This is a genomic window from Chitinophaga eiseniae, assembly GCF_900167135.1.
In the GTDB taxonomy this organism is placed as follows: Bacteria; Bacteroidota; Bacteroidia; order Chitinophagales; family Chitinophagaceae; genus Chitinophaga; species Chitinophaga eiseniae.
Map to the genome: position 1 here is coordinate 879,610 of NZ_FUWZ01000001.1, position 12,368 is coordinate 891,977.

Sequence of the window (12,368 nt, forward strand, 5' to 3'; positions counted from 1 at the left end):
GAGCGAAGATCAATCCGACTGCCGTTTTTACAGCGATGTGATCAGGATTACTATAAAATTATGATAATCACCGGCAATTTACTGTTTATCTTTGTGTCCTGATATAAAGCAACTATGGAGTACGCGGCGCCATTTCTTTTACGCAACCGGCATATGCAAACGATCTATCCTTCCCTCTTCAGGAAGATAAGACCCGCTGCCTATCAGCGGCGCCGTATCGATACGCCGGACGGCGATTTCCTCGACCTCGATTTCAGCGGGCAGGGAAACGACCGGGTGGTGGTGATCCTTCATGGCCTGGAGGGTAACGCTACCCGCAAATATGTACTGGGCATGGTACATATTTTTAATGAAGCCGGTTTTGATACCGTATCCATGAACTTCAGAGGATGCAGCGGTGAACCGAATAAACTACTGCGATTTTATCACAGCGGAGAAACGGACGACCTGCAAACCGTGATTGAATACCTCGTGTCGCTGGGTAAGTATACTGCGATCCATCTGGTGGGGTTTTCCCTCGGTGGCAATGTGACGCTGAAGTATATCGGTGAGCGGGGAACGGCTATCGGGCCGTTGATCAAATCGGCGGTGGCCATCTCTGTGCCCTGTGATCTGAAAGGCAGTTCCGCTGAACTCGAAAAGAAACACAACACCATTTACATGCAACGTTTTATCCGCGATCTGAAAGAAAAACTGCGGCTAAAACAAATGCAGTATCCGGACGGTATCAGCCTGGAGGGGTTTCAGCATATCCGTACCTTCCGTCAGTTCGATGACCGCTATACCGGGCCTATGCACGGTTTCCGCGATGCGATCGATTACTGGCAACAGTGCAGTTCCCTGTTTGTATTGCACCAGATCAGTATTCCCACGCTGCTGATCAATGCCAAAGATGACCCATTTCTCAGCCCCGCCTGTTACCCATATGAAATAGCGCGCCACAGCGATACTTTTTTCCTGGAAACACCGTTTAATGGTGGCCATGTAGGCTTCGTGACTTTCAACGAACCTTACTACTGGTCAGAGCAACGGGCGCTCGCCTTTTTCCGGGAACATGCATAACACCATGGACAAAGAAATGGGCCGCAGGTGTTTATTTTTTCTTATTTTGATAATTAATGGCCACCAACAGTAGTGATCAAATACGGATGTTGTTCGAGGAACAACGTAATGGTACCCTTTCCGAATCTGCCGCACAGCAGCTGAAACAGTTGCTGGACAGTGATCCGCTTGCCCGTGAAACCTGGGACGCGCTGCAGCGGCAAACAGTGAGGGAATCCGGTACAGGCAGGCCGCCACGGCGTCTTGCAGGCCAATGGTTTGCCTGGGCCGCTACGGCCCTGTTACTGATGGTCGCAGTCGGCAGTTATTTCATTTATCATACCCACCAGCATCATGACAGCACTTTTCCCGCCATGACGCGCAAATTTGTGCCCGTAAAAAATGCAGTACAGTTGCTGGTACCCGGCCGCGCTTCACTGGCGCTCACCGGTGACAGCTCTTTCCAGATATGGCAGGTTGGACAGGTGCAGCTGCGCAACGATTCTACCGGACTGCATTATGGCGGGCCCGCCAAAGGTTACGGGCTTAATACCCTGCTGGTGCCCCCCGGCGCTGACTACCGCATCACCCTGTCGGACGGAACACAGATATGGCTCAACTGTGCCTCCAAGCTGCGTTTCCCTTTCAGCTTCCCCGATCATAAACGGGAGGTGTACCTCGAAGGGGAAGCCTGGTTTAAAGTAGCCGCCAATCCGGAACAACCTTTTGAAGTACATACGCCCAATACCTCCATTACTGTGTTGGGCACTGCTTTTAATGTCAATGCCTACGACGATGAGCGCGTACGGGTGTCGCTTGTGGAAGGCGTGCTGACGGTGAAAGGCGCTTCCGATGAAGTAACCCTGAAACCGGGCATAGAATGTGTGTATGGCGATTACAACGGTTTCCGTGCCGCTCCCTTTGATACCGCCACCATCCGCGGATGGATGAAAGGAGAAGGTTATGCTATCCGCAACCAGAAATTACGTGACCTCAAACCTATCCTGGACCGCTGGTTTGCTGTGCAGGTGATTTTTGATAAACCTGAAATCGCCCATGTCGCCGTCACCGGCCCGCTGGAAAAGAACAAACTGCCCGCTTTCCTGCATGAAGCAGAGACCTCCGGCCATGTCCGTTATTACTTTACGGGGAATGAATTACATTTCACCCAGCCTTAAAAAATCGGGTATTATTTTTCCGGTAAAAAAGACTATCTAATATGCTTCAGGCTTGCTACTATTGCCGGAACATAGAAAATACAGGATGCCGGGAGACTTATGATTATCCACCGCCGCGAGCCCCTATATTTGGAAAATATTCCTTCCTGATTTTATTATCTTTCTGTCTTTGACCAATTGATCTCTATGGGACTTGCACGCAGAAATTTTCTGAAAAATATCGGGCTGGCCATGGCCGGTACTATGATGGTAAGGATACCGGCGCTGGGCCGGGCGGTAATGCCGGGCGGCGACCTGCTGCTGGCAAGGCAGCCGGATACCGCATGGCTGGCGTCTTTATATGACCGGGGCCAGACCACCACATACCTGAAAAGCAGGAACGAGCTGCAATATATCGGTATGCCGGTAGGCGGTATCCTCTGCGGTACCGTATACCTCGGCGGCGACGGCCGGTTGTGGCTGTGGGATATTTTTAACCTGAACCAGGAAGGAATAGAGCCGAAGGAGGTGGACTGGAAAGAGGCGGTACTGGGACAGGCAAAGAAAGTCCGCTCCCGCGATGGCGCCTGTTATATCCAGCCTTCTAAAGATATTCGTCCGCTGGAGCAGGGGATGGCGCTAAAGCTCACGATTGGAAAAGAAACGATGGTTCGCCCGCTGGACGAAGCCAGCTGGCCGGAAATAGCCTTTGAAGCCACTTACCCTATGGCCACCATCCGTTACATAGACCCTGCGTTGCCGGTGGAACTGACGCTGGAAGCGTTTTCTCCTTTTATTCCCCTGAATGAAGATGATTCCGGGTTGCCGGTCACCCTGTTATCCTTCCATATCCGTAACAAGGGTAAAGTGCCGGTGGAAGCGACTTTGCTGGGATGGCTGGGAAACAAGGCAGGTATCCATCACGCAAAGGAAGACCAGCACGAACGGGTAAATACCTCCGCCGGCGGCAACGGCTGGAAAGGCGTTTTGTCTGCCGTACGCGCTAAAGACGCTGCCAGCACGGCATGGCAGCAAAGTCCGGATAACGGTAACCTCTGTCTCGCAGCACTGGATGACAAGGCGACTGTCATCACACAGCTGGAACTGCCGTTGACCGAAACTTCGTTTAGCCGCTCACGTCAGGAGGCTGTAGTGCACCGCATCAAAGAAAAACTGATCGCTGGTGTTGCGGTAAGACATCGCTTGCTACCGGGTAGGGATATACGTACTGACTTTGCCATCAGCTGGTATTTTCCGAATCTCTCTTTTAAAGATATACAAGGCAAAGGGCGCTATTATGCCAATCATTTTGCAGACGCAGCAGCTGTAGTGACTTATGTACGGGAGCATCATGCACGGCTTACAGCCGACAGCCGGTTGTGGAAGACTACCTGGTACGACGCTTCGTTGCCCTGGTGGCTAATGGAGCGCACCTTTCTGAATATTTCCACACTGGCTACTACCACCGCGCACCGTTTTCAGTCGGGCCGCTTTTATGCCTGGGAGGGTGTGGGCGCCTGCGAAGGTACCTGCACGCACGTATGGCAGTACGCCCAGGCGGTAGGCAGGATATTCCCGGCGCTGGAACGCGACACGCGGCAGCGGGTGGACCTGGCCATCGGCATGCAACCCGATGGCGGCATCCTGTTCCGCGGAGAGGCAGAGAAACGCCCGGCTATCGATGGACAGGCGGGCACCGTGCTGCGTATTTACCGCGAACACCAGATGACCACGAATGACCGTTTCCTGCGGCAGAACTGGCCGCAGATCAAAAAAGCGACGCAGTTTATCATCCGGCAGGACCGCAACGGTGACGGGCTGGAAGACACGCCCATGGAGAACACGCTGGACGCTGTATGGGACGGTGAGATCGCCTGGATAGCAGGGTTGTGTATCGCCGCCGTACAGGCAGGCGCGCTGATGGCCGCAGAAGTGGGAGATACAGCGTTTGCCGATACCTGCAAAGCATATGTGCAAAAGGGCAGGCGGAATATGGAGACACAATTGTACAACGGAGAATATTTTATTCACCAGCCGGATAAGATAAAGGGCCGTTCGGTAATCGGCAGTTACAACACCTGTCACATCGATCAGGTATATGGCCAGAGCTGGGCTTTCCAGGTAGGAATGGACAGGGTGCTGGATAAAGAGAAAACACTATCTGCATTGCGTGCCTTGTGGAAATATAATTTTATGGAAGATGTAGGACCATACCTGGCCAGCCATCCGGGCGGCCGCCCTTATGCCCTGCCGGGCGAAGGAGGGATGATCCTGAACACCAATCCTTATAAGGAAGCATATCCGTTTGGCGTGAAAGACGCATGGCAGCTGGGATATTTCAACGAGTGCATGAGTGGTTTTGAGCACCAGGTGGCGTCTCATATGATGGCGGAAGGGATGACGACGGAAGCGCTTACGCTGACGAAAGCGGTGCATGACCGTTACCATGCCGCCAAACGTAATCCCTTCAACGAAATAGAATGCAGCGACCACTACGCCCGCGCTATGGCCAGTTACGGTACGTTTATCACCGCCTGCGGATTCGCCTGTCATGGTCCGCATCAATATATCCGCTTTGCACCAGCGCTGCAAAAAGAAAATTTCAGGGCGCCTTTTGTGACAGCAGAAGGGTGGGGTACCTATACACAACAACAGCAGCAAGGCCGGGGGAACTATCGTCTTGCGCTGAAACATGGACAACTGTCATTGCGGACCTGTTGTTTTGAGCAGGCCAGTCCGGCTGCAGTGGTGGTGAAAGCGGATGCACGGCAACTGCCTGCGACGTTCACCCACGAAAACGGGCGCGTAACGATTACGCTGAAACAGGCTGTCACCCTGCATGCGGGAGAAACATTGCAAGTCACCATGACGTCATGAACCGGAATTGTGTAGTTTTGTGTTTTCGTTAAACCCGAGTAAATGGAACCTTTGAAATTGTATATGTTATTGCTGGGGTGCACCATCCCCGGCCGTCATACAGAACAACATGATGTTTTTTTCGGCATTGCGCATAAACTGAGCGACCTGATACCAGATATGAAAGCTTTCTGGCCTGAAGCGGGCGACAAGCTACATGTAGATGCCTGGCGGGAAGTGACAGGTGTCGGTAACTATCAGATCACCGTGGTATCACGGGAGGAAACAGTGGATAACGCTGAACAGCTGTATTTCCTGAACCTCGGCGGATATAAGCCGGGGGAAATGGAAGAGTACCATTACAAAATGCTGCACGTCAGCAAGGACATCGGCACCGCTATCCGCGAAGCGAAAGAGACGGCTTTCTGCCAGCATAATACCTTTACCTCTCCGGGATCACCTGCCGCTACTTCCCACGTGGACGATAAATACGGCGTGGACGTAGATGATATTGTTCCGGTAAAAGACATCCTGCCGGCATCCGTGAGAACGCAGTATCAGCTGAAAATAGTACCGGTGGCCGATCAGCATCCCGAAGACGAACTGCATCTGGGATATTTCCAGTTACATAAATTATAATTACGGATTACGATCTTACTTACTGACAGTTTTTTTAACGGCTGCTCCATAATAAGGTTTACAATTCGTAATTCGTAATTGATTCAGGGATTTTCCTCGTCAATTTCTTCCTGCGAGTTTTCATCCAGCTCTTCATCAAATTCCAGTTCTTCCTGATCTTCCTGGTCTTCTTGCCCGGGTTGGTTGGGCTGGTTAATACCGTAGTTGTTGGTTTGTTCTGTCTGCTGGAATTCGCCGGTTTTTTCCCTTTGGGTATGGTGCTCGTTATTGTCGGGCTGGCCAGCGGGTTTGCGTTCTTTTGCCATACACATGATTTTAGGGAAAAAGCCACAAAGACTACGCCATTGGATGAACGGTAAATCGAATTCCGGTCTTTTTTTATACTTTTCCAGTCACAACCAACCATTAACACTGATGAAAAAAGCTTTTCTCGTATGCGCTGCCATGGCAGGCATGACCCACCTGTATGCACAAAAGGCGGGGGTAACTATCACTGGTAAAATACCGTCTGTTTTCAACAATGAGTACATCTATCTGCTGAAAGGCAGAGGTACCATGCTTGATTCCGCCAAAGTGGAAAAGGGCGCTTTCACGCTGAAATATGAATTGACGGATACTATTCAGGCTGCTTTGCGGGTCGTAAAAAAAGAAGACGGCAAATCCTATTACGGTACCAGGAACCTGTTCCTGAAGCCGGGTGACAAAGTATCGCTGACTGTAAAAGATACCAGTGGCGGTAACCTGCTGGTGAAAGGAGTGCTGAAAGGAGCTGCGCTCACCGTACAACAGGAGCAGCTGCAAAAAGAATTAAAAGAGGTAAGCGGAGAGATGGACGCGCTGCGTTCCAGGTACATGCAGCAGATGCAGGCTGTACAGAGCGGTAAGGCGCAAAGGGATACGGCTGCTGAAATAGCTATGAGCAAAAAAATGAGCGAACTGTGGAAACAACAGGAGGACATCACCAACACCTTTATCAACGCTCATCCGGATTATTATGTAAGCCTGGTGGAATTCAAGGAAAGCCTGGGAGGCCGCGTGAAAGACGTAGCTGCCACACAGGAACGTTTTAACAAATTTACACCGGCACTGCGACAGTCTTCACTCGGACTGTCTGTACAGGAGTTGCTGAAAGCGTCTGCCAAACTGAGCGTTAACCAACCGGCGCCTGATTTTGCATCTACTACGCCGGATGGCAAAACATTAAAGCTGTCTGACCTGAAAGGCAAATATGTACTGCTCGATTTCTGGGCCAGCTGGTGCGGTCCCTGCCGTGCGGAGAACCCCAATGTGGTAAAGGCCTTCCAGCAGTATAAAGACAGGAATTTTACGGTGCTGGGCGTATCACTCGACCGTGAAGGCGCGCATGATAAATGGACGGAAGCCATTGAGAAGGACGGCCTGGCATGGTATCATGTGAGTGACCTGAAATGGTGGAAAGCAGATGCAGCAGCGTTGTATATGATCCGTTCCATTCCACAAAACTTCCTGATCGATCCCAGCGGAAAAATCATTGCTTCCAACCTGCGTGGTGAAGCGCTGCAGGAAGAACTGGCGAAACTCCTGAAATAATATGTTACCGCTCCAGGATCGCGGTAACGCCCATGCCACCGGCGGTGCAGATAGACACCAAAGCCCTGCCCCCGCCGCGTTCCTGGAGTATTTTAGCTGTTTGTGCCACAATCCTCGCCCCGGTGGCGGCAAAAGGATGGCCGATGGCCACGCTGCCACCTTTCGTGTTTAGTTTGTTACGGTTTATACTCCCCAGCGGGGCATCCAGTCCCAGCTTTTTACAATAAGCGGCGTCTTCCCAGGCTTTGAGGGTACAGAGTACCTGACCGCAGAAAGCTTCATGAATTTCATATACATCGAAATCCTGCAAGTGCAGGTTGTTACGTTGCAGTAGCCGCGCTACGGCATAGGTAGGCGCCATCAGCAGCCCTTCGCCGTGTACATAGTCCACCGCTGCGGTTTCCCCGTCTGTCAGATAAGCCTGTACCGGCCATTGCCGGCGCTGTGCATATTCTTCGGAGGCCAGTAGCAGTGCAGCGGCGCCGTCGGTATAAATAGTGCTGTTGCCCGCGGTGAGCGTGCCTTTGCCGGTATGATCAAAAGCGGGTTTCAGCATGGCCAGTTTTTCAGGAGTGGTATCGGAACGGACGATGGTATCGCGGCTGACGTTTTTAAAAGGGATGACCAGCCCTTCGAAGAAACCAGCCATATAGGCGCGGGTGGTGTTCATATGACTGGTGTACGCCAGCGCGTCCTGGTCTTCCCGGCTGATGCCCCATTCCTGCACCATCTTTTCAGTATGTTGCCCCATAGAGAGACCGGTGCGTGGTTCTACAATGGAAGGGTAGAGAGGTGACAGGTCGCGGAAACGGAGAGAAGTAAGTATACGCAGTCTTTCCCCCGGTGTTTTGGCGCCTTTGAGGGCGGTGAGTTTCCAGGATAACTGCTGTTGCAGCATCAGGGGTAGGTCACTGTTGGTATCGCTGCCGCCGGCGATACCGGTTTCTATCTGTCCGGCCGCGATGCGCAGGCCCAGTTGTATGGCGGCGTCGAGGCTGGTGCCGCAGGCGCGTTGTACGTTGTAAGCCGGGGTGTGCGGATCGAGCGCCGTGCCCAGCACACATTCCCGTGCGAAGTTCCATTCAGTGGAACGGTTCAGCAGCGCGCCCAGCGCTACGTCACCAATGCGGCGCCCTTCCAGCCGGTAGGTGCTCACCAGGGCGTGCAGGCAGGCCGTGAGCATCTCCTGGTTGGAAACCCGGTTGTATTCCCGGAAGGATTTGACAAAGGGGATTCTTTTCCCGCCGATAACAGCCACTTTTCTCATAAAAGCGCATTTACTTAAAGGTACTTAAAATGAAAGAAGCGACCATGTTGTTACAGGCTGGTGACGGGATTAGGCAGGGGATCTCCTTTGAATGCGGCCAGTATGTTTTTGGCGGCCATGGCAGACATGGCATTGCGGGTTTCCTCGGTGGCGGAGCCAATATGTGGCAGTACCGCCACGGTCGGCATGTCGAGCAACGGATTATCGGGCTGCATCGGTTCCGGATTGGTGACATCCAGCCCTGCGCCCCAGATAACGCCCTGCTGCAGTGCAGCAATGAGATCTGCCTCGTTATGGATAGCGCCTCTGGCGGTATTGATGAAAATAGCCGATGGCTTCATCTGTTCAAAAACAGCTTTGTTGAACACGCCGGTGGTCTGCGGTGTCAGTGCGGTATGCACCGTGAGCACATCGCTCTGCGCCAGCAGTTCTTCAAACGAAACCCTGACGGCGCCCAGTTCTTTTTCCGCCGCTTCGTTGCGGCCGCGGTTGTGGTAGATCACTTTCATATTAAAAGCACTGACGCAACGTTTGGCCATCACATGACCAATATTGCCCAGTCCCCAGACGCCGAGTGTTTTTCCTTCCAGGTCAACGCCCAGGTTGGCGGTAGGTTCGGAGAATCCCCACTCTCCCCGCAGGATACGCCGGTAGTGGAAAAACGCTTTGCGCGCTACAGACATCATCAGCAGGAAAGCGGTATCGGCAGTGGCCGCGCTTAATACGCCCGGCGTATTGGTCACCGGTACCCGCAGTTCGTTGGCCGCCGCCACATCTACTTTGTCATATCCTACAGACAATAGCGCAATCACTTTCAGGTGGCGGCACTGCTCCAGGAAAGTGCGGTCAATGTGGTTGTCGCTGGCCAGCAGTAATGCGTCGTATTGCCGGCAGTGTGCAATCAGCTCCGCTGGGGATAGTCCACGCTTCTCTGTCCATTGGGTTACGCTGATGCCTGCACGCTGTAATAGTTCCAGTCCATCCGGCGGGATGACTCTTGTCACAAAAACCTTCATATTTGGCTATTTTATTATTTTTTTATTTGGTTATTGAAAGTATGAAAGCACTCTTCCTTACTTTCAATAACCAAATATCTAAATATCTAAATTCCTACATCGTTTGTTCCATTTCCATATCTCAAACCACCATACAGATACCGCGCCAACGCCTGCGCAGATCAGCAAAGAACGTATATCCAGCGCCGTGATATGGAAAAAGCCCGCCACCGGGGGGATATAAAGCATACATGCCAGCAGCGCCAGCGTGATCAGGATAACGCCCACCATCAGTTTGTTGTGGTTGCGCATGCTGGTGATAAATGAATAATAGAAAGAGCGGTTCACCTGTGTCAGAAATACATTGGCCAGTACCAGGGTGGTAAATACCATGCTGCGAACATAGGTTTCATCATGGCCTTGTGACAGGCTGTACTGGTAAACGCCCAGTACACCGGCGGTGATAAAAAGCCCCTGCACCAGGCTGACGGCCATCTCTTTAAAAGAGAGAAATGTTTGTCCGATAGGCCGTGGCGGCAGCCGCATGGCATTGGGTTCCATCGGTTCGTTTTCATAAACGATGGAGCAGGTGGGGCCCATGATCAGCTCGAGGAAGATGACGTGTACCGGTGTGAAGATGTTCGGGTACGCCCATCCGAGGAACAGCGGCAGCGACACGGTGAGGATAATGGGAATATGAATGGAGATAATGTATTGTACTGCTTTTTTGATGTTGGTATAAATCCTGCGGCCGATGGCAACGGCATCTACCATGCCGGAGAGGTCATCGTTCACGAGGATCAGGGCGGCGGCCTGTTTGGCGATCTCGGTGCCTTTCTGTCCCATGGCGATGCCGATGTGGGCGGCTTTCAGGGCGGGGCCGTCGTTGACGCCGTCGCCGGTCATGGCCACTACCTGGCTATCTGCCTTGAGTGCATTGATGGCGGCCAGTTTGGCTTCGGGGAACATGCGGGTGAAGATGTTCACCCGCAGCAGGGTGGCCTGCATTTCCGGAAGGGACTGTTGCATGAGCGCGTCGCCGTCTATCGCTTCCGCGGCGTGCCGCAGTCCGGCCTGCGCAGCAATGGCCCTGGTGGTGGCGCTGTTGTCGCCGGTAATGATCTTGATATCGATGCCGGCTTCATAAAACTGTTGGAAAACCTGGCTGATATTGGCTTTGGGAGGATCGTAAAAAGCCACCAGCCCCACGAAGGTAAAGGGCAGTTCCTGTTGTTGTGCCGGGTAATCTGTGCCTTTGAAGTCGGAGGTAGCTACGCCCAGCAGGCGGTATCCTTTTTCCGCCAGTTGACTGAGCTGTTGTTGTACGTTGTTTTTTTCCGCCTCCGGCAGATGACAAACGCGGAGAATAGCCTCCGGTGCTCCTTTGGCGGCAATGATCCGTTGACCGTCATTGGTTTCAAACACGTGGGTCATCATGGGTGGTTTACCTTCCAGCGGGTATTCATGCACCATGTGGTACTGCGGGCGTTCATCCGTGGCCGTAGTCTGTTCATACAGTTGATGCAGCGTTTTTTCCATCGGATCAAACGGTACCGGCTCGCTGGCCCACATGGCGGCGCGGATAACGGCGGCCGGCCACCGGCCGTCCTGGTACAGCGTTTGGTCGGCAGCGTTATAGGCCGACTGCAGGCTCATTTTGTTTTCCGTGATGGTGCCGGTTTTATCGGTACAGATAACGGTGGCGCTGCCCAGGGCTTCCACCGTGCGTATTTTCTTGACGATAATGCCCAGCTGCATCAGCCGCCGGGAGCCCAGCGCCATAAAGGTCGTAAACGCTACAGGTATCTCTTCCGGCAGGATGGACATGGCGAGGGTGAGCCCTTTCAGCAGGCTATCGGTCAGGCTGCGGCTCTGGATGAAATTGTACAGCCATACGGCGAGGAATACGCCGATGCCGATAATGGCCATGCCTTTTACAAACCGTTCTATCTGTTGCTGCAGGGGGGTGGGTTCTTCCCGGATGTCGAGGATGGCTTTGCCCAGCTGCCCTATCCTGGTCTGGTCGCCGATCTGTTCCACGCGGCAGATAGCGAGGCCGGACACTACGACGGTGCCGCTGTATACACGGGGGTTTTCGCTGCCGGCGTCCTTGAAAACGGCGTAGGCTTCGCCTGTGAGCGCGGATTCGTTGACGGAGAAGTCGTTGCTGTGCACAATCACCCCGTCGGCGTTGATGGTACTGCCTTCAGACACCACCAGCATGTCGCCGGTGACGATATCGGTGGTGGGAATAGATTGCAGGGTACCGTTGCGGACGACTTTACTCAGCGGCTCGTTCATTTTCTCCAGGGCTTCCAGGGCTTTACGGCTACGGCTATCCTGGTAAAATGAAATGCCGGATACCACCGCGATGGCGGCCAGCATAAAATAGGCTTCGCCCCATTCGCCGAGTACAAAGTAGATGGCTGTAACGGCAATCAGCAACATCAGCATAGGCTCCTGCAGTATCTCTTTCAACAGGGCCAGTACAGGGTTGATGGAAGGCTCCGGTGGAAGGTTCCGGCCGTACTCTTCCCGGGAAGCAGCTACTGCTGCGTCGTCGAGGCCGGTGATATTTTCCGGTAAATTGATTTTTACTGCCATACGCCGATTTTTATTGATACTGCCGTTGAAAACCGCCACAGTTTGCATCAGAATGGGGAAATAATAGCGTCTCTAATATAACAAATAATGGTGGGGCACAGGCAAAAGTGTTATCTTCCCATCAGAAACATGTCCGGAATGGTTCTTGTGGGCATCATCATCTAACTGTCGTCACAACTCATGCGGAAACCGGGTCCGAGTAATCTATTTATCAGATATATCTCTGCAAATAAGTGGTTG

Annotated in this window: 9 protein-coding genes; 5 read left to right on the forward strand and 4 right to left on the reverse strand. The window is 52.7% G+C overall.

Annotated elements, in window-relative coordinates; translation table 11 throughout:
• The first annotated feature begins 153 nt into the window (after positions 1 to 153).
• The 4 genes from B5D63_RS03735 to B5D63_RS03750 all read left to right on the forward strand — a co-directional run bounded on the left by B5D63_RS03735 (position 154) and on the right by B5D63_RS03750 (position 5,693).
• Positions 154 to 1,062: a YheT family hydrolase gene (locus B5D63_RS03735; RefSeq protein ID WP_200816904.1), complete on the forward strand. Its 909-nt coding sequence runs from the start codon at positions 154 to 156 to the stop codon at positions 1,060 to 1,062.
• Between the two features lie 56 nt (positions 1,063 to 1,118).
• The gene (locus B5D63_RS03740; protein ID WP_078667408.1) at positions 1,119 to 2,219 is read left to right on the forward strand and encodes a FecR family protein; all 1,101 of its coding nucleotides are present in this window, start codon (positions 1,119 to 1,121) and stop codon (positions 2,217 to 2,219) included.
• Between the two features lie 186 nt (positions 2,220 to 2,405).
• On the forward strand, positions 2,406 to 5,075 hold the full coding sequence (locus B5D63_RS03745; RefSeq protein WP_078667409.1) for a GH116 family glycosyl-hydrolase: 2,670 nt from the start codon (positions 2,406 to 2,408) through the stop codon (positions 5,073 to 5,075).
• 42 nt (positions 5,076 to 5,117) lie between these two features.
• Positions 5,118 to 5,693, forward strand: a complete 576-nt coding sequence (locus B5D63_RS03750) for a DUF1543 domain-containing protein (RefSeq protein WP_078667410.1) — start codon at positions 5,118 to 5,120, stop codon at positions 5,691 to 5,693.
• A gap of 83 nt (positions 5,694 to 5,776) precedes the next feature.
• On the opposite strand, the gene B5D63_RS03755 is transcribed toward B5D63_RS03750, so the two are convergent.
• Entirely contained in the window at positions 5,777 to 5,998 is a 222-nt protein-coding gene (locus tag B5D63_RS03755; protein ID WP_143312754.1) for a hypothetical protein, read from the reverse strand.
• Positions 5,999 to 6,107: 109 nt separating this feature from the next.
• Here B5D63_RS03755 and B5D63_RS03760 point away from each other — a divergent pair, with 109 nt between their 5' ends.
• On the forward strand, positions 6,108 to 7,262 hold the full coding sequence (locus B5D63_RS03760) for a TlpA disulfide reductase family protein (RefSeq protein WP_159455878.1): 1,155 nt from the start codon (positions 6,108 to 6,110) through the stop codon (positions 7,260 to 7,262).
• Between the two features lie 4 nt (positions 7,263 to 7,266).
• On the opposite strand, the gene B5D63_RS03765 is transcribed toward B5D63_RS03760, so the two are convergent.
• From B5D63_RS03765 to B5D63_RS03775, 3 genes are all read right to left on the reverse strand, one after another.
• Positions 7,267 to 8,529 (reverse strand): acetyl-CoA C-acetyltransferase, encoded by a 1,263-nt coding sequence (locus tag B5D63_RS03765; protein WP_078667413.1) that lies wholly within the window; start codon positions 8,527 to 8,529, stop codon positions 7,267 to 7,269.
• Between the two features lie 50 nt (positions 8,530 to 8,579).
• Positions 8,580 to 9,545, reverse strand: a complete 966-nt coding sequence (locus B5D63_RS03770) for a 2-hydroxyacid dehydrogenase (RefSeq protein WP_078667414.1) — start codon at positions 9,543 to 9,545, stop codon at positions 8,580 to 8,582.
• Positions 9,546 to 9,623: 78 nt separating this feature from the next.
• Positions 9,624 to 12,128, reverse strand: a complete 2,505-nt coding sequence (locus B5D63_RS03775) for a cation-translocating P-type ATPase (protein ID WP_078667415.1) — start codon at positions 12,126 to 12,128, stop codon at positions 9,624 to 9,626.
• Positions 12,129 to 12,368: the final 240 nt, after the last annotated feature.